Here is a 22,715-nt window from a genome sequence, read left to right as displayed (position 1 = left end):
ATTCCACTTTTCGCATCCGATGCTCTAGCCTTGCGTCCGCTCTCCCGCTCGTCAGGAAACCGCGCCGCCCATGTCCTGCCGGAACGCTCTCGCCGCCTTCCTTGCTTCCCCATCGGCCGCGGGCTGGCGCGATCTGCCGGTCTTCGCCGAAGGCGCCGAGGCCGCCCGCGCCTGCGCGGCGGCCGATGCCGAGCGGGCGGCCGGGCATATCGTGGCGCCGGCGCCCGAACGCATCTTCGCGGCGCTCACGCTGACGCCGCTCGACGCGGTCCGTGTCGTCGTCCTGGGGCAGGACCCCTATCCGACGCCGGGCCACGCCAACGGGCTCGCCTTCTCCTATGCCGGCCCGCCGCCGCTGCCGCGCTCGCTCACCAACATCTACAAGGAGCGGACGGCGGATCTGGGCCAGGCGCCGCCGGCCGATGGCGACCTGGCCGGCTGGGCGAAGCAGGGCGTGCTGCTCCTCAACACGGCGCTGACCGTGCGGGAAGGGGCGAGCAAGGCCGGCTCGCATCTGTCGCTCGGCTGGGGAAAGGTGACGGATGCGGTGATCGCGGCGGTCTCGCGCGAGCGGGCCCATGCCGTCTTCCTGCTCTGGGGCGCGCCGGCGCAGGCGAAGCGGCCGCTGATCGATGAAAGCCGCCATCTGGTGATCGCCAGCGCGCATCCCTCGCCGCTCTCGGCCCGGCGCGGCTTCTTCGGCTCGAAACCGTTCAGCCGGGCCAATGCCTGGCTCGAGGCGCAAGGGGAGCGGCCGGTCGACTGGTGAAGGCTCGCGCGCCTTACTCCGCGGCCCGGGGCAGGCCGGAGGATGCGGGCGCACCCTCACGCAATTGATCGAGCAGCGCCGCCTCCTCGGCCTTCGCAGCCTGAAGATGGCGCGCCTTGACGTGGCCGAAGCCGCGGATCTTCTCCGGAATCGCGGCGAGTGCGACCGAGAGCGCGTGATTCTCCGATGAAAGCCGCGTCAACAGCTCGTTCAGCAGCGCTTCGTAATCCGCGATCAGCCGGCGTTCGGTGCGGCGTTCCTCAGTGTAGCCGAAGAGGTCGAAGGCGGTGCCGCGCAGGCCCTTCAGCTTCGCCAGCACGGTGAAGGCGCCCATCATCCAGGGGCCGAAACTGATCTTGCGCGGCAAGCCGCTGGCGGGATCGCGCCGCGCCAGCAGCGGCGGGGCGAGGTGGAATTCGTAGCGGAGCTTCTGGCCCTCGGCCTCGAAGGTGGCGGCGAGCTGCCGGCGGAAGGTGCCGTCGCTGTAGAGGCGCGCCACCTCGTATTCGTCCTTGTAGGCCATCAGCTTGAACAGGTTGCGGGCGACGGCCTCGCTCAGCGCCGCGCTGCCCGGCACGGCCGCGGCCTCGCGCGTCTGTGCGCGGGCGACGAGATGGCGGTAGCGCGCGGCATAGGCCGCGTTCTGATAGGCGGTGAGGAAGGCGACGCGCCGCTCGATGATCTCGTCGAGCGTCTGCGAGAGCCTGCGGGCCGGCGTGGCCGCCCGGCTCTGCGCCAGGAGATCGGCGAGCGCCTGCGGGTCATGGGCGGCGCGGCGGCCGAGCTCGAAAGCGCGGCCGTTCATCGCGACCGCCTCGCCGTTGAGCTCGATCGCTTCGAGCAGGCTCGCGCGCGAGAGCGGCACGGCCCCGAGCTGCCAGGCATGGCCGAGCATGAACATGTTGGCGGCGATGGCATTGCCGAGGAAGGCGGTCGCCGCCGCGGTCGCGTCGATGAAATGCGTCCTTTCGCGGCCGGCCGCCGCGAGGATCGCGCGCTTCAGCCGCTCCGTCGGCAGCGAGAAATCGGCGTTGCGGGTGAAATCGCCCGGCAGGCTCTCGGCGGTGTTGACGATGGCCCTGCCGCGATCGGGGCGGATCGCGCCGACGACCTTCTTCGAGCCGGTGACGGTCAAGTCGCAGCCGAGCACGAGATCGGCCTGGCCGGCGGTGACGCGGATCGCGTGGATGTCGTCGGGACGGGGCGCGAGCTTGACGTGGCTGAAGACGGCGCCGCCTTTCTGGGCGAGCCCGGCCATGTCGATCATGCCGCAGCCCTTGCCCTCGAGATGGGCGGCCATGCCGAGGATCGCGCCGATGGTGACGACGCCGGTGCCGCCGACGCCGGTGACGATCACCGCGAAGTCGCGCTCGAGCGCCGGCACGTTGGGCTCCGGCAGCGCGTCCTCGCCGAGCGTGGAGGCGTCGAGCCGGGGCGGATCGGCCTTCTTCGGCTTCGCGCCATGCACCGTGACGAAGGACGGGCAGAAGCCCTTCACGCAGGAAAAATCCTTGTTGCAGTTCGACTGGTCGATCTGCCGCTTGCGGCCGAATTCGGTCGCCAGCGGCTGCACCGAGACGCAGTTCGACTGCACGCCGCAATCGCCGCAGCCCTCGCAGACGAGCTCGTTGATCAGGATGCGCTTGTCGGGGTCGGGATAAGCGCCGCGCTTGCGCCGGCGGCGCTTCTCGGTGGCGCAGGTCTGGTCGTAGAGCAGGAGCGAGACGCCGGATGTGGCGGCAAGCTCGCGCTGGACGGCATCGAGCTCGTCGCGGTGGTGCAGCGTCGTGCCCGGCGGCCATTGCGTGCTGGCTGTATATTTGCCGGGCTCGTCCGTGACAACGGCGATGCGCCTGACGCCCTCGGCCGCGACCTGCCGGGCCATCTGGTCGGGCGAGAGATGGCCTTCCGCCTGCTGGCCGCCGGTCATCGCGACCGCATCGTTGTAGAGCAGCTTGTAGGTGATGGTGGCGCCAGCCGCGACCGCCCAGCGGATCGCGAGCGAGCCGGAATGGGTATAGGTGCCGTCGCCGATGTTCTGGAACACGTGGCCGCGCTTCGAGAACGGCGCCTCGCCGATCCAGTTCGCGCCCTCGCCGCCCATCTGGGTGAAGCCCGCTGTGTCGCGGTCCATCCACTGCACCATGTAGTGGCAGCCGATGCCGGCATAGGCGCGCGAGCCTTCCGGCACGACGGTCGAGGAATTATGCGGGCAGCCCGAGCAGAAATAGGGCGTGCGCCGGGCGATCTCCTGCGCCTCGGCGAGGCGGCCCTGTGCCTGCGCGATCTCCGTGAGCCGGACGCGCAGGGCGGGATCGTCGCGGTATTGCATGAGGCGCGCGCCCAGCGCGACGGCGATGTCGTTGGGATCGAGCGCGCCATGGACGGGGAAGAGCCAGTCGCCCTTTTCGTCCTTCTTGCCGATCACCATCGGCTGATGCGCGGCGCCGTAGAGTTCCTCGCGGACCTGCACCTCGATCAGCGAGCGCTTCTCCTCGACCACCATGATCAGGTCGAGCCCGGCGGCGAAGGTTTTCAGCTCGGCTGCGTCGATCGGCCAGGGGCAGGCGAGCTTGAACAGGCGGATGCCGAGATCGTTGGCGCGGACCTCGTCGATGCCGAGATCGGCCAGCGCCTGGCGGGTGTCGAGATAGGACTTGCCGACGGTGACGATGCCGATGCGCGGCTTCGTCCCGCCATGGGTGACGATGCGGTTGAGCTTGTTGGCTCTGAGATAGGCCAGCACGGCATCGCGCTTGTGAAGATGCATCCGGCGTTCCTGCTCGACGAAATCGAGCTCGCGGCGGATGCCGAGGCCGCCGGGCGGCGGGGTGTAATCCGTCGGGGCGACGATTTCGACGCGCTCGAGCGAGCCGTCGACGGAAGCCGTCGATTCGATGTTGTCCTTGACGCATTTGATGCCGACCCAGACCGAGGCGAAGCGCGACAGCGCGAAGCCGTGCAGGCCGTAATCGATGATCTCCTGCACGCCGGCCGGGTTGAGGATCGGCATCATCCGGTCGACCAGGACGAATTCGGTCTGGTGGGCGTTGGTCGAGGATTCGGCGGTGTGGTCGTCGCCCATCAGGCAGATCACGCCGCCCTTCGGATCGGTGCCGGCCATGTTGCCGTGGCGCAGGACGTCTCCTGAGCGGTCGACACCCGGCCCCTTGCCGTACCAGAGCGCGAAGACGCCGTCATGCTTGCCTTCGCCGCTCAGGCCCGCCTGCTGCGAGCCCCAGACGGCGGTCGCGGCGAGGTCCTCGTTCAGCCCCGGCTGGAAGACGATGCCGGCCGCCTCCAGCGCCGCGCTGGCGCGCATGAGCTGCTGGTCGAGCCCGCCGAGCGGGGAGCCGCGATAGCCCGTGACGAAGCCGGCGGTGTCGAGCCCGGCGCGGCGGTCGCGCTCGCGCTGCATCAGCAGCATGCGGGTGACGGCCTGCGTGCCGGTGAGGAAGACCTCGCGCTTGCCGAGATCGTATTTGTCGCCGAGCGCGACGCTGCGCAAGCGTCCCGTCGCGGAGCCGGATGGGCGCGCTGTCTCGGCCATGGCGGCCTCCCGGATCGTTCCCACGGCAAATATGTCAGCAATGCTGACATAACGACCGGGGACGGTCAATCGATCTGGTATCATTCCAGTTTTCGGGCCGCGGTCCAGCGCTTTGCGGAGATGGCCGGTGCGGGCGCCGCGATTTAGCCCGGTTTGGCGCCGATGGCTGTCGGGAGCTGCGCCCGTTGAGGATCGGTTAACCACAATCGGCTCAAGCCTGCCGGATGCTAGGAGGATTTTCGCCGGTGATGCGACGCGCTTGTCCGACGGCCCTGTGCGGGCTCCTGCTCGCCGTCATCGGCGCAGGCGCGGCCAGCGCGCATCCCCATGTCTTCGTCGAGGCGAAGGCCGAGATCCTGTTCGCTCCGGACGGCGTGGTGCAGGCGATCCGGCATCGCTGGAGCTTCGACGAAGCCTATTCGGCCTATATCACGCAGGGACTCGACAAGAACGGCGACGGCAAGCTGAGCTCGGACGAGCTCGCCGAGCTCGCCAAGATCAACGTCGAATCGCTGCCGGACGTCGAGTTCTTCACCGCCGCCAAGCTCAACGGCCGCAAGCAGGAATTCGGCACGCCGGGTGGTGAGGTCATGTCCTTCGACGGCAAGATCCTGACGCTGACCTACACGCTGCCGCTGAAGAACCCGGCGAAGGCGCGCTCCTTCGGCATCGAGATCGGCGATCCGACCTATTTCGTCGCCTTCAATATCGTCGACGCGCCCGACGCAGTGGTCACGACCGGCGCACCGGAGGGCTGCCTGGTGCGGGTGAGCCGCCCGCCGAAGCTCGACGACGACACGCAGAAGCGGCTCGCCGAGGCCGACATCACCGCGACGCCCGACGTCAGCGGGCTCGAGATCACGACGCGGGCGCTGGTGGCATGTCCGTGACGGCCGCCCCCGTGGAGACGGCGAGGCCGCTGCTGGCGCGGATCGCCGTCGCGGGGCTGGCGCTGCTCGTGGTCGCGGGCGCGGCGAGCCTTCTCGCCCTGCTGGTCGCGAGCGTCAGCCCGCCGCCGCCTCCCGCCCCGCGCAACCCCTTCGGCATGGCCCTGCCGCGCGAGGCGCTGCCCTCCGCGACCGGCATCGGCGCGCTGCTGATCGCCTGGCAGGCGAGCTTCTACCGCGAGTTGACGGCGGCGCTGAAGGCGATCGCCACCGTGCCGGGGGCGCTCTGGGGGCTGCTCGGGCTCTCCTTTGGCTACGGCGTCTTCCATGCGGCGGGCCCCGGCCACGGCAAGGCGGTGATCTCCGGCTATATCCTCGCCGACAACCGCAGCCTGAAGCGGGGGCTGGCCTTGAGCTTCGCCGCCGCCATCCTGCAGGCGCTGGTCGCGATCGCGATCGTGGCGGTGGCGACATTGCTGCTGCGGACGACGGCGATGCAGATGAACGCCGCGACCGGCGTGATCGAGCAGGGCAGCTTCCTGCTGGTGGCGCTGGTCGGCCTCCTGATGCTCTGGCGCAAGGCGGGCGCGCTGGTCGCGCTGGGCGGCGGCACCGCGCATGATCCGGGGACTTGCGACCATGTCCATCTGCCCGATGCCGAGCGGGTGGCGCGGCTTTCCGGCTGGCGCGACATGGCCGGCGTGGTGCTGGCGGCGGGCTTGAGGCCCTGCGCCGGGGCCTTGATCATCCTCGTCTTCGCCGCCTCGCAGGGGCTGTTCGGGGCCGGCGTCGCCGCGACCTTCGCCATGGCGCTGGGCACGGCGCTCACCACCGGGGCGCTCGCCGCCTTCGCGGTCTTCTTCAAGTTCGCGGCGCTGAAATTCGCAAGCGGCGGGGGCTTGCGCGCCGCCCGGCTGATCGCCGGGCTCGAACTCCTCGCCGCCGCCTTCGTCGCCGTGCTGGGCGCGGCGCTGTTCACCGGCCTCTGGCTCGGCGGGATGGGAAGCTGAGCCGCGTCAGCCCCGGAGCGGGTCGTTCTCCAGCCGGATCGGCTTGCCGTGGGGCGTCGCCTCGGCGGCGCGCGCCCAGGAGGCGGCGAGGGCATCGAGCCCGTCATGCGAGGCGAGCCCCTTGGCGATCAGGAGATGCTCCAGCGCCTCGCACCAGCGCTCGTAATAATCCGAGCCGTCGCGGCAGCCGCCGCTGCTCAGCGCCTCGCGGATCTCGGCGCCGAGCGCCTGCGCCCATTCCTGCGCCGTGAAGACGCCCCTGTTCTGCAAGGCGACGGTGAGCGCGAAGGCCTGCGCCTGCCAGGGCTCGGCGAAGACCGGGCCCTCGGCATCGCGCGGGATCGGCGTCCCGGCGGCGAGCGCTGCCAGATCGAGCTCAGGCCGGCTCAAGATAGCTCTCCCAGGCTTCGATGCTGACGGTGGAGGCCGGGTCGCCGTCGCGGCCCCAGAGCTCACGGCCGTCGAAGACCACCGTGTAGAGCCATTGCGCCGTCTCGGGCAGCCCCTGCGCGCCCGTATCCGGGAAGACGTGGCAGCCGGTGACGCGCTCGATCACGCCCGCCTTGCCGCGGGCATAGCGCGGCAGGCGGGTGTGGTGCTGCGGGTGCATCACGATCGTCCGCACCCGGTCCCCGACCTTGAAACGTGCCGGCGCCTCGGCTTTCCGCTCATAGGGGAAGCCGCGGGCGAGCACGCCGGCGATCTCCTCGCCCTTGAGCACGCGCTTCGGCTCGCGGCGTTGCGGGCCGGGCTTGCCGCTGGCGAGCTCGTCCGGCGTCAGGAAGCCGTGCCCGACCAGCACCTTGTCGAGCGCCGCGAGCCAGATCTCGTAATAGCTTGCGGAGAGGTACTGCGCCGGCGGCAGGCTTTCGCGGGCATGGCGGATCTCGTCGATCGTCCAGGCGCCCATGGCGCCGGCGGCGACGTTGATCGCGAGCACGCGCTTTTCCCAGTCGCCGTGGAAGGCCGGCTCGTCCGGCTCCGGCACGACCGGGCCGAAGCCCATCTGGCCGCCGAGGTCGTGGGCGCTGTTCATGGCGCGTCCTCCGGCCGGGGCAGGCCGGTACCGATCATCGAATCGCGCGAGACGATGCTCGCCAGCTTCTCCTCGCTCCAGCCTTCGGTGCCGGCGGGCCGCATCGGGATGACGATGAAGCGGGTCTCGGCCGTCGAATCCCAGACGCGGATGCGCTGGCCCTCCGGCAGGGTCACGCCGAAATCGGCGAGCGTGCCGCGCGGGTCGATCACCGCCTTGGCGCGATAGGGCGGCGATTTGTACCAGACCGGCGGCAGCCCCAGCACCGGCCAGGGATAGCAGGAGCACAGCGTGCAGACGATCAGGTTGTGCTCTTCGGGCGTGTTGAAGCAGGCGACGATGTGCTCGCCGCCGCGCCCGCCATAGCCGAACTCCGCCACGGCCGCCGTGCCGTCCGCCTTCAGCCGCTCGGCGAAGGCCGGATCGGTCCAGGCCCTGGCGACGATGCGGGCGCCGTTGCGCGGGCCGATCTTCGTCTCGTAGGTGTCGATGATGGCGTCGAGCGCGGCCGGATCGACATAGCCCTTCTCGACCATCAGCGTCTCGAGCGCCTTCACCCGCGCCTCGACGGCGGTGAAATGGTTGTCGTGGGCGTGGTCGTGGTGGTGTCCGCTCATGGCGGGGTCCTCTCAGGCGATCCGGATGCGCTGGGCGCGCTCGTAGCGCACGGCGAAGGCGGTAAGCGAGCGGTCGGAGCCCTTCGGCCCGATCAGCGACAGGCCGAGCGGGGCGCCTTCGCGCTGCGCCACGGGAATCGTCACCTGCGGGAAGCCCGTGAGCCCGGAAAGGCAGAGCAGCCGCAAGGCCCGGTTGCGGAAATCCTCCAGCTCCGATTCGGGCGTCGCGATCAGCGGGGCGATGTCCGGCATGGTCGGCAGGATCACCACCCCGTCCCGGCCGAGGAGGCGGGCAAGCTTCGTGCGGACGGATTTCCGCACCGCCTCGCCCGCGGCATAGTCGGCCGCCGTGACGGTCTTGGCGAAGGCGAAGCGCTCCCTGACGCCCGGCCCGAGCGGCGGGTCGAAGCGCTCGATCATGGCACCGTCGGAGGCCCAGGCCTCGCGCCCCTGGATGCGGCGGAAGGCCCAGTAGAGGGCGTCGTGATCGCGCGCGAGCCGGACGCTTTCGGGCTGGCCGAGCGCGGGCACCGCTCGCTGCACGACATTGCGCAGGATCGTCTCCGCCTCGGGCACGGCCTCGGCGAACATGTCGTCGGCGATGATGAGGCGCGGCGCCTCGGGCAATTCCGTCTTGTCCGGCCCGAACAGCACGTTGGCGACGCGTGCGAAAACCTCGCCGTCGCGGGCAAACCAGCCCGGCGTGTCGAGGCTTTCCGCCAGCGGCCAGACGCGCTTCAGCGAGAGCCGGCCATGGCTCGGCCGGATGCCGAACAGGCCGCCATAGCTCGCCGGCGCGCGCACCGAGCCGCCGGTGTCGGAGCCGAGCGCGATATCGGCGAGGCGCCCCGCCACCGCCGCCATCGAGCCGCAGGAGGAGCCGCCGGCGATGCGCTCCGGCGCGGCCGGGTTGATCGGCGCGCCGAAATGCGCGTTCTGGCCATTGAGCGAGAAGGCGAGCTCGTCGGTATGCGTCTTGCCGACGAAGCGCGCTCCGGCCTTGAGCAGATCCTTCACGATCGGCGCCGTCTTGTCCTTGATGCCGGATTGCGCCATGACCAGCGGCGAGCCCGCCCCGGTCGGATAGCCCTTGACGTCGAACAGGTCCTTCACCGCCAGCGTCAGCCCGGCGAGGGGCCCCGCCGCGGCATGCCTGACAGGCGCGTCGGGATAGGGGATGAAGCAGCGGAACGGGTCGTCGAAGGTCATCTGGCGTCAGGTCCCCTGGCGTCGCCGCCTCATGGGCGGCCGCTGCCGAAGCGCGATTTTGTTGCATGGAGCGGCAGGCTCCGCTAGAGGCATGGCCGGCGCGACGCTCCTCTGGCGGAGCAGGCCAGGGAAGGACAGCATGGCCGGACGGCACACCAACTGGCGCAACCTGATCATGGTCACCTCCTTCGGGATCCTGATCGCCGTCGAGCTCTTCGGCGTGGCGCTGGCGGCCGGCTGGGCGCTGGCGGGGCTGTTCGATCTCGGCGCCATCTTCGAATACATCATGATGGCGATCTTCTCGGTCTTCGCCGCCTACGGCATGGTCAACCTGATGCGCCGCATGCTCAAGATCGAGCATCTGACCGAGGTCGACTGAGCCTGGAGCGATTCCGCGATTCTCCGAATCGCGAAATTGCTCCAGGTCCTTGTTTATCGCATTTTCTTCACGCGAACCGGTGTCCACTTCGCTCGAAAATGCTCTAGTCGCAGATCTTGAGCGTGACCGGGTCGGCATCGGCCGGCAGGTAGTCGCCCATCGGCCGGCAGCCCGATGCCGCGCACAGGCGCCAGTCGGCGGTCGCGCCCGAGCGGCGCATCACCACTTCCTGCAGCGGCGGCAGCGCCGGATGCCAGCGCCAGAAGCCGGCGACGAGCCTGGCGCCCTCGGGCGGGTCCATGCCGGCGCCCGAGCCTTCGATCCGCGCCTCGACGATCTCGAGCCCGGCGGGGGTCTGCCGCCAGACCTCCTCCCACAGCGTCTTCTGCACCGAATGGCGCCAGCCCAGCGTGATCTCGCTGTGGCCGAGCGCCACGACGAGCGCGCCGGCCGCAAGGCACAGGCTCATGCCGGCTGGACCTCAGCCTTGCGCATCGAAAACCAGTGCCGCGCCACGATCGCGGCGGAAAGCGCGTAGCCGAGCGGGTCGCTATAGGCGAACTCGCCGAAGAGCAGCACCGCCGCGCCGAAGCACAGGATACGCTCGAGCGCGGAGAGTCTGCCGAACAGCCAGCCGATCGCGACCATGCCGAACAGGCCGATGGCGATCGCCGCCTTGAAGGTGGCGTAGACCACCGCCGGCCAGAAGCCGACGATATCCGCCACCGGATCGCCCGGCTGGAGCATCAGCGCCGGCGAATAGACCGCGATGAAGGGGATGACGTAGCCGGCGAGCGCGACGCGCATCGCCTCCCAGCCGATCTTGTCGGGATTTTCCTTGGCGATCGGCGCGGCCGCCAGCGCGGCGAGCGCCACCGGCGGCGAGAGATCGGCCATGATGCCGTAGTAGAAGGCGAACATGTGGCTGACGATCAGCGGCACGCCGAGCTTCTCCAGCGCCGGTGCTGCGAGCGCCGCGACGATGATGTAGGTCGGAATCGTCGGGATGCCGGTGCCGAGCAGGATCGACAGGATCATCGTCAGGATCAGCGCCAGGAACAGGCTGGACTGGCCGAGCCCGATGATCCAGGCGCCGAAGGTGGTGCCGATGCCGGTCTGCGTCATCAGGCCGATGATGGTGCCGACGATGGCGCAGGCGATGCCGACCGGCAGCGCCGTCTTGGCGCTGTCGGCGAGCGCGTCGCGGCTGATGGCGAGCGTCGCGCGCCCGCCGAGCGTGAAGGCGTTGGCGAGGATCAGCACGGCGATCAGCCCGGCGACGATGCGGATGTCCATGCCCTCGCGCAAGAGCGCGGCGGAGGTCAGCCCGAGCCCGACCCAGAAGATGATGCGCAAGGTCTGCGTGCTGAAGCCGGCGGTGATGCCGGCGCCGAGCAGGAGGCCGACCGTCAGCGCCAGGCCCATCGTGCCGGCGAAGAGCGGAGTGAAGCCGTGGAACAGCATGAAGACCAGGACGGCGAGCGGCAGGGCGAGGTACCAGCGCTCGCGCAGGGCCTTGAGCGGGCTCGGCAGCATGGCGCGCTCGATGCCCTTGAGGCCGTACTTGCCGGCTTCCAGATGCACCATCCAGAAGGCCGAGGCGAAATAGAGGATCGCCGGGATCGCGGCCGCCTTGACGATCTCGGCATAAGGCACGCCCAGCGTCTCGGCCATGATGAAGGCGACCGCGCCCATCACCGGCGGCATGATCTGGCCGCCCATCGAGGCGGTCGCCTCGACGCCGGCGGCGAAGGCGCGCCGGTAGCCGAACTTGATCATCAGGGGAATCGTGAACTGGCCGACGGTGACGACATTGGCGACGCCGGAGCCCGAGATCATCCCCATCATCCCCGAGGAGACGACGGCGACCTTGGCCGGGCCGCCGCGCGCGCCGCCGAAGATGCCGAGCGAGACGTCGTTGAACAGGTGGATCATCCCGGCCTTCTCGAGGAAGGAGCCGAAGACGATGAACAGGAAGATATAGGTCGCGGAGACGTAGATCGGCGTGCCGTAGAAGCCTTCGGTGCCGAAGGAGAGATGGCCGATGATCTGGTCGAAGCCGTAGCCGCGATGGTTGAAGGGCGCGGGCAGGTACTGGCCGAGGAACCAGTAGAGCAGGCAGATGCCGCACATCACCGGCAGGGCGTTGCCCATCAGGCGCCGCGCCGCCTCGAAGATCAGCACGATCAGGAGCGTGCCGACGACGAGGTCGAGCGTCGAGGGGTCGCCGTCGCGCAGGATCAGGTCGGCATAGAAGATCCACTGGTAGACGCCGACGCCGAAGCCGAGGATGCCGAGCCCCCAGCCCAGCAGCCGGCCCGGCGTGTCCTTGGCCCGGAAATTGGCGACGAGGCCGAAGGAGAGCAGCAGCAGGAAGCCGACATGGACGCCGCGCGCCGCCTGGCTCGGCAGGAAGTTCCAGGCCGAGATCGCGATCTGGAAGGTGGCGAAGGCGAGCCCCAGCCCATAGGCGAAGACGCCCCAGCCGCCGGGGCCGAAGCCCGAGGGAAAGCCGTGCTCGAAATTGTCGAGGTCGGCATGCTCGACCTCGCCCGGCCTGGCGCCGGAGAGGGCTTCCAACTGGTCGGTTTCCTGGGTCATGGCCGTGCCTTGAAGCTTGCGTCGTCAAACGCGCCGGCCGTCCCGGGCGATCGCTGGCGAGCCCGGGACGGCCGGCGCTTCTCCGGAAGCGCGAAGCGTCCTGCTAGGAGCCGGTCTTCAGGCCCTTTTCCTTGAGATAGCGCGCCGCGCCCGGATGCAGCGGCACCGGCATGCCGTCGAGCGCGTTCTCCAGCTTGATCTGCTTGCCGGCGGCGTGGGCGGCGGCGAGCTCGCCGAGGTTCTCGAAGACGTTCTTCGTCATCTGGTAGACCAGCTCGTCCTTCACTCCCTCATGGGTGACGAGGTAGTTGACCACCGCGGCCGTGTTCACCGCCTCGGTCTGGCCGGTATAGGTGTTGGCCGGGATCGGGGCGCTGATGAAGGGCGGGCCGGCCTTGTCGATCACGGCCTTGGGCACCTCGACGACGTTGATCTCGACCGAGGTCGCGAGGTCGCGCAGCGAGGCGACGCCGAGGCCCGCCGATTGCAGCGTGGCGTCGAGCTGGCGGTTCTTCATCAGCTCGACCGATTCGGCGAAGGGCAGGTACTCGACCTTGCCGAGATCCTTGTAGGAGAGCCCCGCCGCGGCGAGGATCGCCCGCGCGTTGAGCTCGGTGCCTGATTTCGGCGCGCCGACCGAGAGGCGCTTGCCCTTTAGATCGGCCAGCGTCTTGATGCCGCTCTCCTTCGAGGCGACGATCTGGACATAGTTCGGATAGATCGCCGTGATGCCGCGCAGCTTCTTCAGCGGCGCCTTGAAGCCGGCCTCCTCGTCGCCCTTCCAGGCGGCGTCGAGCGAATCGCCGAGCGTGAAGGCGATCTCGCCGCGGCCCTGCTGGAGCAGCACGAGGTTCTCCACCGACGCCTTGGTCGCCTGCACGGTCGGCCGGACGTTCGGGATCTTCTCGCCATAGATCTTCGAGAGCGCGACGCCCATCGGATAATACACGCCCGACGTGCCGCCGGTCAGGATGTTGATGAACTCCTGTGCGCTAGCGGCAACGGGCGCGACGGCGAGCGCGACGGCGGCGGCGAAGCCGGCGAGGCGGCCGCGGAACAGCGTTTTCATGGTCTCTCCCTGTCGATGCGCTCCGGCTCGAACGACCGGTTGGTCGCGTTTTAGAGCATGCCGAACCGCAAAGGGAAAGCGCCAGGCGGCAGCCTTTCCTCCGCCTTTAGCCCAAGGCCGGGGCTGGTTTCGCCGCAATCGAGCACCTATCTGCGGTTTTGCGGCCGTCTCCGCCTCTCCCGGCGGAACGGCCGCATCTGCTGAACCAACGACCGGGAACCGCATGGACGACAGCGCCTCGCAGGGCAGCCACCGCAGCCTTAGCCTCGATCGACGAACTCTCCTGGCAGGCGCGGGCGCGACGGCGACGCTCGCCGCGCTCGGCTTCACGCCCGATGCGCTGGCCCGGCAGGGGCTGAAGCTCGGCGAGGCGCAAGATTTCGACTTCGAGGCGCTGAAGGCGCGGGCGAAGGCGCTTGCCGCCGAGCCCTATCGGGAGCCGCCCAGTCCGCGCCCCGAGGTGATCCAGCGGATCGACTACGACGCCCATGGCAAGATCAGGTTCAAGCCGCAGGAGGCGCTGTGGGCTGACGGCCCCTCGCCGTGGCCGGTGACCTTCTTCCATCTCGGCCGCTTCTTCTACAAGCCGGTCAGGATGCATGTCGTCGCGGACGGCAGGGCGCGCGAGATCGTCTACGAGGCGGACGAGTTCGAGATGCCGGCCGATTCGCCGGCGCGCGACCTGCCGGCCGGGGCGGGCTTCGCCGGCTTCCGCTTCCAGGAAAGCCGCAGCGGCCATCCCGGTCGCGACGGCAAGCCCCTCGACTGGAAGACGAACGACTGGGTCGCCTTCCTCGGCGCCTCCTATTTCCGCGCCATCGGCGAGCTCTACCAGTATGGGCTGTCGGCGCGCGGCATCGCGATCGATCCGGCGGTTGCGGGCAAGGCCGAGGAATTTCCCGATTTCACCCATATCTGGCTCGAGACGCCGCAGGCGGGCGCCGAATACGTCGTGGTCTACGCCCTGCTCTCGGGACCGAGCCTCGCCGGCGCCTATCGCTTCCGCATGCACCGCGGCAAGGGCGTCACCATGGAGATCGAGACCGCGCTTCACCTGCGCAAGGACGTCGCGCGTCTCGGCATCGCGCCGCTGACCTCGATGTTCTGGTACTCGGAAACCGCGAAGCCGACGGCCATCGACTGGCGCCCCGAGGTGCATGATTCCGACGGGCTTTCGCTCTGGACGGGGCCGGGCGAACGGGCCTGGCGCCCGCTCAACAATCCGCCGCAGACCATGGCCTCGGCCTTCGTCGACGACAATCCGCGCGGCTTCGGGCTGATGCAGCGCGACCGCGACATCGGGCATTATCTCGACGGCGTGTTCTACGAGCGCCGGCCGAGCCTCTGGGTCGAGACCAAGGGGGGCTGGGGCCGGGGCTCCGTCCAGCTCGTCGAGATCCCGACCGACGACGAGATCCACGACAACATCGTCGCGATGTGGGTGCCGGAGGCCCCCGCGCGCGCCGGCAACGCCTACGCATTCCGCTACACGCTGCACTGGCTCGACGACGAGCCCTTTCCGACCGAGCTCGGCCGGGTCGTCGCGACGCGGCTGGGCAATGGCGGCCAGCCGGGGACGTCGCGCCCCGAGGGCGTGCGCAAGTTCATGGTCGAGTTCCTCGGCCCGGCGCTGACGACGATTCCCTTCGGCGCGAAGCCCGAGGTGGTGCTTTCGACCTCGCGCGGCAGCTTCTCCTACGTCTTCACGGAAGCGGTGCCGGACGATGTCCCCGGCCATTGGCGGGCCCAGTTCGACCTCACCGTCGCCGGCAGGGAGCCGGTCGAGATGCGTTGCTATCTCAAGGCCGGCGACACGGTGCTGACCGAGACCTGGCTCTACCAGTACCTGCCGTTCTGAGAGCCAGCCCTCGTCATTGCGGGGCTTCGCGTCAGCGAAGAACCCGGAATGACGCATGATGCGCATGATCGGCGGAGGCTGCGGAATCGCGCTTGCTCCGGCACGTGCGTAACATTATATCGTTTCTCATGGCCCATGCGCACGCCCATCACACGCATCGCGCCGCCCCGGACGGGCCGGGGTGGTCGCTCCTGCGGCTGTCGGCGGGGGCGCGGCTCGGGCTCGCCGCCGCCGTCGTCGCCCTCATCTGGCTGGCGACGCTCAGCGTGATCCTGTGAGGAGCGTCATGCCCGCCATCCGCCTGACCGACCTGACGCTGGGCTATGACCGCCACCCGGCGGTGCATCATCTCTCCGGCGGGATCGAGGCCGGCAGCCTGACGGCGGTCGTCGGGCCGAACGGGGCCGGCAAGTCGACCCTGCTCAAGGGCATCGCCGGCGCGCTTTCGCCGCTCTCGGGCAGCATCGCGCTCGGCCGGGGCCAGCGGCTCGCCTACCTGCCGCAATCGGCCGATCTCGACCGCTCCTTCCCGATCCATGTCTACGATCTCGTCGCGATGGGCCTGTGGAACCGGGCCGGCATCTTCGGGCGCATCGGCGCCGCTCACAAGATCGAGCACGCCATCGCGGCGGTCGGGCTGACCGGCTTCGAGCGCCGGCCGATCGGCACGCTCTCCGGCGGGCAGATGCAGCGGGCGCTGTTCGCGCGGCTCTTGCTGCAGGACGCCGACGTGATCCTGCTCGACGAGCCCTTCACCGCCATCGATGCGCGCACCACCGCCGACCTGCTCGAACTGGTGCGGCGCTGGCATGGCGAAAACCGCACGGTCATCGCCGTGCTGCACGATATCGAGACGGTGCGGCAAGCCTTTCCGCAGACCCTGCTCCTGGCGCGCGAGGCCATCGCCTGGGGCGAGACCGGCGCGGTGCTGACGCCGGAGAACCTGCTCAAGGCACGGCGCATGGTCGAAGCCTTCGACGGCCACGCCGCCCCCTGCCGGCGCGAGGCCGCCTGACCCCGCCACCCAGGCAAGGCCGATGCTCTACGACCTCCTCATCGGCCCCTTCGCCGAATTCGACTTCATGCGCCGCGCGCTCGTCGGCGTCGCCGCGCTCTCGGTCTCGGGCGCGCCGATCGGCGTCTTCCTGATGCTCCGGCGGATGAGCCTGACCGGCGACGCCATGGCGCATGCGATCCTGCCGGGCGCGGCGCTGGGCTATCTCGTCGCCGGCTTCTCGCTGCCGGCGATGACCATCGGCGGGCTTGTGGCGGGTTTCGCCGTGGCGCTCGCCGCGGGCGCCGTGGCGCGGGCGACGGTGCTCAAGGAGGATGCCTCGCTCGCCGCCTTCTACCTGATCTCGCTGGCGCTCGGCGTCACCATCGTCTCGCTGCGCGGCTCGGCGGTCGACCTGCTGCACGTGCTGTTCGGCAACGTGCTCGCGCTCGACGACCAGGTGCTGATCCTGCTCGCCGGCGTCGCCACCGTCTCGCTGCTGACGCTGGCGGCGCTTTACCGGCCGCTGGTGCTCGAATGCGTCGATCCCGGCTTCCTGCGCTCGGTCAGCCGCTCCGGCGGCGTCGTGCATCTGACCTTCCTCGCGCTGGTCGTGCTCAACCTCGTCGCCGGCTTCCATGCGCTGGGAACCCTGCTCGCCGTCGGCATGATGATGCTGCCGGCCGCCGCCGCGCGCTTCTGGACCGCCGACATCACCCGCCTCTTGCTGCTCGCGGCCGGTTTCGGCATGGCCTCCGGCTATGGCGGGCTCGTCCTGTCCTTCGCGGCGGGCTCGAGCCTGCCCGCCGGGCCCTCGATCATCCTCGCCGCCGGGGCGGTTTATATCGGCTCGCTCCTGTTCGGCACGCAGGAGGGGCTTGCGCGCCGCCTCTTGCCACGCGCCCATCTCCAGAGATAGAAACGTTATATCGTTTCAATTTATGGAGCCCGCTCATGCCGGATCGTCGTGCCCTCGTCGTCGGTCTCGTTCTCGGACTGGCCGCGATTGCCGGGCCTGCCGGCGGCGTTTCCGCCCAGGAGAACGCGCAAGCGAAGCTGCCGGTGGTGGCGAGCTTCTCGATCCTCGCCGATTTCGTGAGGCAGGTCGGTGGCGACCGTGTCGGCGTGACCTCGCTCGTCGGGCCCGATGGCGACGCCCATGTCTATTCGCCGACGCCCGCCGACGCGAAAGCGCTCTCCGCGGCGAAGCTCGTCTTCATCAACGGCCTGCATCTCGAAGGCTGGTTGCCGCGGCTCGTCAAATCCTCCGGCACGAAGGCTGCGCTCGTGACCGCGACCAAGGGCATCGAGCCGATCGAGGCGGCCGAGCAGGAGCACGCGGGCAAGGGCGGCCATGGCCACGCCCACGGCCATGACGATCCGCATGCCTGGCAGAGCATCGCCAACGCCAAGGTCTACGTCGCCAATATCCGCGATGCGCTCGCTGCCGCCGATCCGGCCGGCAAGGCGGTCTACGATGCCAATGCGGCGGCCTATCTCGCCAGGCTCGACGCGACGGAAGCGGAGGTGAAGGCGGCGGTCGCGCGCATTCCGGCGCAGCGGCGCAAGGCGATCACCACCCACGACGCCTTCGGCTATTTCGTCAAGGCTTACGGCATCGAGTTCCTGGCGCCGCAGGGCGTCTCGACGGAAGCCGAGGCCTCCGCCAGGGACGTGGCGCGCATCATCCGCCAGATCAAGGCGCAGAAGGTGCCGGCGGTGTTCCTGGAGAACATCACCAATCCGCGCCTGATCGAGCAGATCGCCAGGGAGAGCGGCGCCAGGATCGGCGGCGAGCTCTATTCCGACGCGCTCTCCGCCGCTTCCGGGCCGGCGGGGACTTACATCGACATGATGAAGCACAATATAAGCGAGATCGAGAAGGCGCTCGCCGCCGGCCCGGCCTGACCGGGCCGCGTCCTCCCCGCGCTGTCAGCAAGGTCGAGACATGTCCGAAAAGATCCCCGTCACGGTGCTCACCGGCTATCTGGGCGCCGGCAAGACCACGCTCCTCAACCGCATCCTGACCGAGGACCACGGCAAGAAGTTCGCCGTCATCGTCAACGAGTTCGGCGAGGCCGGCATCGACGGCGACCTGATCGTCGGCGCCGACGAGGAAATCTTCGAGATGAACAACGGCTGCATCTGCTGCACCGTGCGCGGCGACCTGATCCGCATCCTCGACGGGCTGATGAAGCGCAAGGGCAAGTTCGACGCGATCATCGTCGAGACCACCGGCCTCGCCGATCCCGCCCCGGTCGCGCAGACCTTCTTCGTCGACCAGGATGTCGGCGACGCCACCCGCCTCGACGCGGTCGTCACCGTCACCGACGCGAAATGGCTGAAGGACCGGCTGAAGGACGCGCCCGAGGCGAAGAACCAGATCGCCTTCGCCGACGTCATCGTCCTCAACAAGACCGATCTGGTGACGGCCGAGGAACTGACCGAGGTCGAGGCCGCGATCCGTGCCATCAACCCCTATGCCAAGCTGCATAGGGCGCAGCGCTGCGACGTCGACATCGCCGGCCTGCTCGACCGCAACGCCTTCGACCTCGACCGCATCCTCGACATCGAGCCGGATTTCCTCGAGGCCGGGCATCATCACCACCATGCCGAGGACGTCCGCTCGATCTCGCTGACGGTGCCGGGCGATGTCGATCCCCATAAGTTCATGCCGTGGATCAACGACGTCGCCCAGATCCAGGGGCCGAACATCCTGCGCTCCAAGGGCATCCTCGCCTTCAAGGACGAGCCGCGCCGCTTCGTCTTCCAGGGCGTGCACATGATCCTCGACGGCGACCTCCAGCGCGACTGGAAGGCCGGCGAGACGCGCGAGAGCCGCCTCGTCCTGATCGGGCGCGGCCTCGACGAGGATGATCTGCGCAAGGGGTTTGAAGCCTGCGCGGCCTGAGGTAAAGCCGCGCCATGACCACGATGACCCAGCCCGTCTCGCTGCGCGAGCATGTCACTCCGATCGCCGCCGGCACGCATGTCGTCGCCGCGCGCTGGCTGAAGCAGGGGCTCGCGCTCGCGCTCGCCGACGGGCGCGTGCTGCGCTGGCGCGACGGCGCGGCCGATATGGTCGAGGCCCATGCCGGCGGCCTCCTCTGCGCCAGCGGCGACGGCGAGCGCCTGATCTCGGGCGGCGACGACGGGCGCGTCGTCGTGACGCGCTTCGAGGGCGCGCCCGAGGAGCTGGCGAAGGACGGCAAGCGCCGCTGGGTCGACGCGATCGTGCTCTCCGCATCCGGCAACCTCGCCTGGAACAGCGGCAAGAGCGTCACGGCCCGCGACGAGAAGGGCCGCCTGCGCACGCTGGAGGTGGCGAGCACGCCACAAGGTCTCGTCTTCGCGCCGAAAGGCTATCGCCTCGCCATCGCCCAGATGAGCGGCGTCCTGCTCTGGTATCCCAACACCGAGGCGAAGCCGGAATTCCTGGAGTGGAAGGGCGCGCATGTCGACGTGACCTGGTCGCCGGACGGGCGCTTCGTCGTCTCCTCCATGCAGGAGAACGCGCTGCATGGCTGGAAGCTCGGCGACAAGCCCGGCCATATGCGGATGACCGGCTATCCGGCCAAGCCCCGCTCGCTCTCATGGTCGCATGACGGGCTCTGGCTTGCCTCGAGCGGGGCGGACGGCGCGATCGTCTGGCCGTTCCAGGGCGACGGGCCGCAGGGCAAGGCCCCGCGCGAATGCGGCGTGCGCCGCGCCCGCGTCACCCGCGTCGCCTTCCATCCGGGCGCGCTGGTCCTGGCGATCGGCTATGACGACGGCTGCGTCCTGCTGGTCAGGCTGACCGACGGCTCCGAACTGCTGGTGCGGCCGGCCGAGCGCGGCAGCGGCATCAGCGCCTTCGCCTGGGACAAGGCCGGCAAGCGCCTCGCCTTCGGCGCCGAGGACGGCGCCGCCGGCGTGCTCGCCCTGCCGGGCTGAGACGGCATGCGCTTCGGTCTCTTCGGCGCGGGCGAGGCGCGCAGGCGCGGTGAGACGAAGGCCCTGGCCGAGCGGCTGAAGGGACAGGTCAGGGATCTACTCGGCCTGTCCGGGACGGCGGCGGTCGCCGTCAACGAGATCATCTGCGCCGATCCCGCCTGCCCGGGCAGCGAGACGGTGATCCTGGTGATGAAGCCCGGCGCGAAGACGCAGGCCTACAAGCTGCCGATGGCGCTGGCCGAGGTGACGGCGGAGGCGCTGGCGGAGGCGCTGCGTACTTAAGGCTTGAAGCCGTTCGGCAGCGGCGGCGCCTCGGCCTTCAGCACGATGCCGACGCGGCGGTTATAGGGCAGGTAGGGATTGTCCTTGATCAGCGGCTCGGTGTCGCCCCGGCCGGGCTTCCGAGACCTCGGCCAGGACGTTGCGCGAGACCTCGGCGATCTCGGGCATGTCGCGCAGCGCCTGCCGGAGCGAGGCGGCGGCGAGAGCGAAGCCGCGCTCGAAGGTCGCCGAGAGCAGCCCGTCGTCCTTCTGGTTGTGCCGGCTCGGGCCCGGCGTGTCGGTCGAGCGCGACCGGCCCGCTCTTGCGCGCGATCTCGGCGACGCGGGTGATCTCGTCGATCAGCTCGTGGGGATGGCTCGCGCTCATGGTGAAGGCGAAGCGCGCGCCCACCGGCAGGCCGTGCAGGATGACGGAAAAGGGAAAGCGAATCATGGTCGCGGCGGTGGCGCCGCCGAAGATCACGATCACGGCGTGGACGTCGTAATAGGCCTTGAAGTTGCCGCCATCGAGCATGATCAGGCCGACGAGCACGCCGATGCCGGCAAACAACCCGACGCCCGTGGCAAGATCCATGACACCTCCTCGACGCCGTAACCGTCCTGTCATGCGCAGCCGCCAAGCGGGTTTTGGAAACGACGATACGGACCAGCCCTTGAAGGAAGCGTTAAGGTTGACGATTTGCGCGGCGCGACGGTTCCGCTAAAGCTCGGCGCGATGTCTCTGCTCTCGCTCTATGCCCGCGTCCTCGGTGAGCTCGGCCCGGAAAAACGGCTGGGCGCCGTCCTGGCGCTCGCCAATGTCGTGCTGGCTGCGGTCGCCTTCGCCGAGCCGATGCTGTTCGGCGCGCTGATCGACAGGCTGACCGGCATCCAGGCCGCGGGCGGGACCGTGACCTGGTCCGGCATCAACCTCCTGATCGCCGCCTGGGTCGGTTTCGGGCTCGCCAATATCGCGCTCGGCGTCTTCGTCGCGCTGCAGGCCGACCGGCTGGCGCATCGCTCGCGGCTCACGATCATGGCGCGCTATTTCGAGCATGCGCTGACGCTGCCGCTCGCCTACCATACCCAGACGCATTCCGGCCGCGTGCTCAAGGTGATGCTCGACGGCACCAACGCGCTGTGGGCGCTGTGGCTCTCCTTCTTCCGCGAGCATTGCGCCTCGGCCGTGGCGCTGTTCGTGCTCCTGCCCTTCACGATCTGGAAGAACTGGCAGCTCGGGCTCCTGCTCGTCGGCCTCGTCGTGCTGTTCGGCTCGCTCACCGCCTTCGTGCTGCGCAAGACCGACCGGCTGCAGCGCAATGTCGAAACCTACCATTCCAACCTCGCCGAGCGGGCCTCCGACGCGCTCGGCAACGTGCCGGTGATCCAGAGCTTCACCCGCATCGAGGCGGAGGTGCGCGGCCTGCGCTCGACCATGGCCAATGTGCTGGCGGCGCAGCTGCCGGTCCTGTCCTGGTGGGCGGTCGCCAATGTCGCGACGCGGGCCTCCGCGACGCTGACCGTGCTCTTGATCTTCATCGTCGGCACCTGGCTCCTGATGCATGGTGAGACCACGGTCGGCGAGATCGTCACCTTCATGGGCTTCGCCACCATGCTGGTCGGGCGGCTCGAGCAGATCGTCGGCTTCGTCAACTTCATCTTCATGCAGGCGCCGAAGATGCGCGAGTTCTTCGAGGTGCTCGACACGCTGCCGAGCGTACGCGACCTGCCCAATGCCAAAGATCCGGGCCGGCTCGAGGGTGCCGTCGCCTTCGAGGACGTCTCCTTCTCCTATGACGGCAAGCGGGCGGCAGTGCGCGACGTCTCCTTCTCGGTGAAGCCCGGCGAGACGATCGCCGTCGTCGGCTCGACCGGCTCGGGCAAGTCGACGACGCTGGGCCTGCTGCACCGCGCCTTCGACCCGCAATCGGGGCGGATCACCGTCGACGGCAGCGATATCCGCGAGATCTCGCTGTTGGCCCTCAGGCGCAATATCGGCGTCGTCTTCCAGGAGCCGATGCTGTTCGCCCGCTCGATCCGCGAGAACCTCACCGTCGGCAAGCCGGATGCGACCGACGCCGAGATGATGGAGGCGCTCGAGCGCGCGCAGGCCGCCGAGGTGATGGCGCGCCAGCCCGACGGGCTCGATACGCTGGTCGGCGAGCGCGGCCGCACGCTCTCGGGCGGCGAGCGCCAGCGCTTCTCGATCGCGCGCGCGCTCCTCAAGAACCCGCCGATCCTGATCCTCGACGAGGCGACCTCGGCGCTCGACGCCGCGACCGAGGTCAAGCTGCAGAAGGCGCTGGAGGAGGTGATGAAGGGCCGCACCACCTTCGTCATCGCGCATCGCCTCGCGACGATCCGCAACGCCGACCGCATCCTCGTCTTCGAGCAGGGTGAGGTCGAGGAGATGGGCAGCTTCGACGAGCTCGTCGCCAGGGGCGGGCGCTTCGCGGCGCTGGCGCGGGCGCAGTACCTCGTCAGCGACAAGCCGGCGGAGAACGCGCCGAGCCCGCTCGCCGAAAAGATCGCGTCGGCGTGA

Annotated in this window: 22 protein-coding genes; 13 read left to right on the top strand and 9 right to left on the bottom strand. The window is 69.4% G+C overall.

Annotated elements, in window-relative coordinates; all coding sequences use genetic code 11:
- Nucleotides 1-70 precede the first annotated feature (70 nt).
- Nucleotides 71-769: a uracil-DNA glycosylase gene (gene ung / locus M9917_RS03610; protein ID WP_297250926.1), complete on the top strand. Its 699-nt coding sequence runs from the start codon at nucleotides 71-73 to the stop codon at nucleotides 767-769.
- A gap of 13 nt (nucleotides 770-782) precedes the next feature.
- Here ung and M9917_RS03605 read toward each other — a convergent pair whose 3' ends face one another.
- Nucleotides 783-4,319 (bottom strand): indolepyruvate ferredoxin oxidoreductase family protein, encoded by a 3,537-nt coding sequence (locus M9917_RS03605; RefSeq protein ID WP_297250925.1) that lies wholly within the window; start codon nucleotides 4,317-4,319, stop codon nucleotides 783-785.
- 248 nt (nucleotides 4,320-4,567) lie between these two features.
- Here M9917_RS03605 and M9917_RS03600 point away from each other — a divergent pair, with 248 nt between their 5' ends.
- Together M9917_RS03600 and M9917_RS03595 are read left to right on the top strand one after the other, a co-directional pair.
- Nucleotides 4,568-5,209: a DUF1007 family protein gene (locus M9917_RS03600; protein WP_297250924.1), complete on the top strand. Its 642-nt coding sequence runs from the start codon at nucleotides 4,568-4,570 to the stop codon at nucleotides 5,207-5,209.
- Complete coding sequence (locus tag M9917_RS03595) at nucleotides 5,200-6,216, top strand: nickel/cobalt transporter (RefSeq protein ID WP_297250923.1); 1,017 nt, start codon at nucleotides 5,200-5,202, stop codon at nucleotides 6,214-6,216. Before M9917_RS03600 ends, M9917_RS03595 begins: the two co-directional genes overlap by 10 nt.
- Nucleotides 6,217-6,222: 6 nt before the next feature.
- Here M9917_RS03595 and M9917_RS03590 read toward each other — a convergent pair whose 3' ends face one another.
- From M9917_RS03590 to M9917_RS03575, 4 genes are read right to left on the bottom strand one after another with little or no spacing between them, the layout of a single operon-like run.
- Complete coding sequence (locus M9917_RS03590; protein WP_297250922.1) at nucleotides 6,223-6,606, bottom strand: nitrile hydratase accessory protein; 384 nt, start codon at nucleotides 6,604-6,606, stop codon at nucleotides 6,223-6,225.
- Complete coding sequence (gene nthB, locus M9917_RS03585; protein ID WP_297250921.1) at nucleotides 6,593-7,252, bottom strand: nitrile hydratase subunit beta; 660 nt, start codon at nucleotides 7,250-7,252, stop codon at nucleotides 6,593-6,595. Before nthB ends, M9917_RS03590 begins: the two co-directional genes overlap by 14 nt.
- The gene (gene nthA / locus M9917_RS03580; protein ID WP_297250920.1) at nucleotides 7,249-7,869 is read right to left on the bottom strand and encodes a nitrile hydratase subunit alpha; all 621 of its coding nucleotides are present in this window, start codon (nucleotides 7,867-7,869) and stop codon (nucleotides 7,249-7,251) included. Before nthA ends, nthB begins: the two co-directional genes overlap by 4 nt.
- A 12-nt stretch (nucleotides 7,870-7,881) precedes the next feature.
- Entirely contained in the window at nucleotides 7,882-9,078 is a 1,197-nt protein-coding gene (locus tag M9917_RS03575) for an amidase (RefSeq protein ID WP_297250919.1), read from the bottom strand.
- 139 nt (nucleotides 9,079-9,217) lie between these two features.
- Between M9917_RS03575 and M9917_RS03570 the strand changes: the two genes are divergently transcribed.
- Entirely contained in the window at nucleotides 9,218-9,457 is a 240-nt protein-coding gene (locus tag M9917_RS03570) for a hypothetical protein (protein WP_297250918.1), read from the top strand.
- A 103-nt stretch (nucleotides 9,458-9,560) separates the two neighbouring features.
- Here M9917_RS03570 and M9917_RS03565 read toward each other — a convergent pair whose 3' ends face one another.
- The 3 genes from M9917_RS03565 to M9917_RS03555 form a co-directional block, all read right to left on the bottom strand.
- A complete protein-coding gene (locus M9917_RS03565) occupies nucleotides 9,561-9,926 on the bottom strand; it encodes a DUF1850 domain-containing protein (RefSeq protein ID WP_297250917.1) in 366 nt (121 codons plus the stop codon).
- Nucleotides 9,923-12,058, bottom strand: coding sequence for a TRAP transporter permease (locus M9917_RS03560; RefSeq protein WP_297250916.1), 2,136 nt, complete (start codon nucleotides 12,056-12,058; stop codon nucleotides 9,923-9,925). Before M9917_RS03560 ends, M9917_RS03565 begins: the two co-directional genes overlap by 4 nt.
- A gap of 103 nt (nucleotides 12,059-12,161) precedes the next feature.
- Nucleotides 12,162-13,127 carry a TAXI family TRAP transporter solute-binding subunit gene (locus tag M9917_RS03555; protein WP_297250915.1) on the bottom strand — a complete coding sequence of 322 codons (966 nt, stop codon included), beginning with the start codon at nucleotides 13,125-13,127 and terminating at the stop codon, nucleotides 12,162-12,164.
- 223 nt (nucleotides 13,128-13,350) lie between these two features.
- Here M9917_RS03555 and M9917_RS03550 point away from each other — a divergent pair, with 223 nt between their 5' ends.
- The 8 genes from M9917_RS03550 (at nucleotide 13,351) to M9917_RS03515 (ending at nucleotide 20,194) form a co-directional block, all read left to right on the top strand.
- The gene (locus M9917_RS03550) at nucleotides 13,351-14,985 is read left to right on the top strand and encodes an OpgD/OpgG family glucan biosynthesis protein (protein ID WP_297250914.1); all 1,635 of its coding nucleotides are present in this window, start codon (nucleotides 13,351-13,353) and stop codon (nucleotides 14,983-14,985) included.
- Between the two features lie 128 nt (nucleotides 14,986-15,113).
- Nucleotides 15,114-15,263, top strand: coding sequence for a hypothetical protein (locus M9917_RS03545; RefSeq protein ID WP_297250913.1), 150 nt, complete (start codon nucleotides 15,114-15,116; stop codon nucleotides 15,261-15,263).
- Between the two features lie 8 nt (nucleotides 15,264-15,271).
- Entirely contained in the window at nucleotides 15,272-16,000 is a 729-nt protein-coding gene (gene aztA, locus M9917_RS03540; protein WP_297250912.1) for a zinc ABC transporter ATP-binding protein AztA, read from the top strand.
- Nucleotides 16,001-16,022: 22 nt separating this feature from the next.
- Nucleotides 16,023-16,898: a metal ABC transporter permease gene (locus tag M9917_RS03535; protein ID WP_297250911.1), complete on the top strand. Its 876-nt coding sequence runs from the start codon at nucleotides 16,023-16,025 to the stop codon at nucleotides 16,896-16,898.
- 35 nt (nucleotides 16,899-16,933) lie between these two features.
- Nucleotides 16,934-17,887 (top strand): metal ABC transporter substrate-binding protein, encoded by a 954-nt coding sequence (locus M9917_RS03530; RefSeq protein WP_297250910.1) that lies wholly within the window; start codon nucleotides 16,934-16,936, stop codon nucleotides 17,885-17,887.
- Between the two features lie 40 nt (nucleotides 17,888-17,927).
- Nucleotides 17,928-18,890: a CobW family GTP-binding protein gene (locus tag M9917_RS03525; RefSeq protein WP_297250909.1), complete on the top strand. Its 963-nt coding sequence runs from the start codon at nucleotides 17,928-17,930 to the stop codon at nucleotides 18,888-18,890.
- Between the two features lie 14 nt (nucleotides 18,891-18,904).
- A complete protein-coding gene (locus M9917_RS03520; RefSeq protein WP_297250908.1) occupies nucleotides 18,905-19,912 on the top strand; it encodes a WD40 repeat domain-containing protein in 1,008 nt (335 codons plus the stop codon).
- A 6-nt stretch (nucleotides 19,913-19,918) separates the two neighbouring features.
- Complete coding sequence (locus M9917_RS03515; RefSeq protein WP_297250907.1) at nucleotides 19,919-20,194, top strand: hypothetical protein; 276 nt, start codon at nucleotides 19,919-19,921, stop codon at nucleotides 20,192-20,194.
- An 88-nt stretch (nucleotides 20,195-20,282) separates the two neighbouring features.
- Here M9917_RS03515 and M9917_RS21795 read toward each other — a convergent pair whose 3' ends face one another.
- Entirely contained in the window at nucleotides 20,283-20,768 is a 486-nt protein-coding gene (locus M9917_RS21795; RefSeq protein WP_465246320.1) for a hypothetical protein, read from the bottom strand.
- Nucleotides 20,769-20,909: 141 nt separating this feature from the next.
- On the opposite strand from M9917_RS21795, the gene M9917_RS03505 reads away from it, so the two are divergent.
- A complete protein-coding gene (locus M9917_RS03505) occupies nucleotides 20,910-22,715 on the top strand; it encodes a glucan ABC transporter ATP-binding protein/ permease (RefSeq protein ID WP_297250906.1) in 1,806 nt (601 codons plus the stop codon).

Source organism: Bosea sp. (in: a-proteobacteria), from assembly GCF_023953965.1.
Taxonomy (GTDB): Bacteria; Pseudomonadota; Alphaproteobacteria; order Rhizobiales; family Beijerinckiaceae; genus Allobosea.
This window is presented reverse-complemented; position numbering and strand designations above follow the sequence as displayed.

Coding starts and splice junctions, on each gene's coding strand:
- ung (WP_297250926.1), top strand. CDS start 71: ATGTCCTGCCGGAACGCTCTCGCCGCCTTCCTTGCTTCCCCATCGGCC.
- M9917_RS03605 (WP_297250925.1), bottom strand. CDS start 4,319: ATGGCCGAGACAGCGCGCCCATCCGGCTCCGCGACGGGACGCTTGCGC.
- M9917_RS03600 (WP_297250924.1), top strand. CDS start 4,568: ATGCGACGCGCTTGTCCGACGGCCCTGTGCGGGCTCCTGCTCGCCGTC.
- M9917_RS03595 (WP_297250923.1), top strand. CDS start 5,200: ATGTCCGTGACGGCCGCCCCCGTGGAGACGGCGAGGCCGCTGCTGGCG.
- nthB (WP_297250921.1), bottom strand. CDS start 7,252: ATGAACAGCGCCCACGACCTCGGCGGCCAGATGGGCTTCGGCCCGGTC.
- nthA (WP_297250920.1), bottom strand. CDS start 7,869: ATGAGCGGACACCACCACGACCACGCCCACGACAACCATTTCACCGCC.
- M9917_RS03575 (WP_297250919.1), bottom strand. CDS start 9,078: ATGACCTTCGACGACCCGTTCCGCTGCTTCATCCCCTATCCCGACGCG.
- M9917_RS03570 (WP_297250918.1), top strand. CDS start 9,218: ATGGCCGGACGGCACACCAACTGGCGCAACCTGATCATGGTCACCTCC.
- M9917_RS03565 (WP_297250917.1), bottom strand. CDS start 9,926: ATGAGCCTGTGCCTTGCGGCCGGCGCGCTCGTCGTGGCGCTCGGCCAC.
- M9917_RS03560 (WP_297250916.1), bottom strand. CDS start 12,058: ATGACCCAGGAAACCGACCAGTTGGAAGCCCTCTCCGGCGCCAGGCCG.
- M9917_RS03555 (WP_297250915.1), bottom strand. CDS start 13,127: ATGAAAACGCTGTTCCGCGGCCGCCTCGCCGGCTTCGCCGCCGCCGTC.
- M9917_RS03550 (WP_297250914.1), top strand. CDS start 13,351: ATGGACGACAGCGCCTCGCAGGGCAGCCACCGCAGCCTTAGCCTCGAT.
- M9917_RS03545 (WP_297250913.1), top strand. CDS start 15,114: ATGGCCCATGCGCACGCCCATCACACGCATCGCGCCGCCCCGGACGGG.
- aztA (WP_297250912.1), top strand. CDS start 15,272: ATGCCCGCCATCCGCCTGACCGACCTGACGCTGGGCTATGACCGCCAC.
- M9917_RS03535 (WP_297250911.1), top strand. CDS start 16,023: ATGCTCTACGACCTCCTCATCGGCCCCTTCGCCGAATTCGACTTCATG.
- M9917_RS03530 (WP_297250910.1), top strand. CDS start 16,934: ATGCCGGATCGTCGTGCCCTCGTCGTCGGTCTCGTTCTCGGACTGGCC.
- M9917_RS03525 (WP_297250909.1), top strand. CDS start 17,928: ATGTCCGAAAAGATCCCCGTCACGGTGCTCACCGGCTATCTGGGCGCC.
- M9917_RS03520 (WP_297250908.1), top strand. CDS start 18,905: ATGACCACGATGACCCAGCCCGTCTCGCTGCGCGAGCATGTCACTCCG.
- M9917_RS03515 (WP_297250907.1), top strand. CDS start 19,919: ATGCGCTTCGGTCTCTTCGGCGCGGGCGAGGCGCGCAGGCGCGGTGAG.
- M9917_RS21795 (WP_465246320.1), bottom strand. CDS start 20,768: ATGGATCTTGCCACGGGCGTCGGGTTGTTTGCCGGCATCGGCGTGCTC.
- M9917_RS03505 (WP_297250906.1), top strand. CDS start 20,910: ATGTCTCTGCTCTCGCTCTATGCCCGCGTCCTCGGTGAGCTCGGCCCG.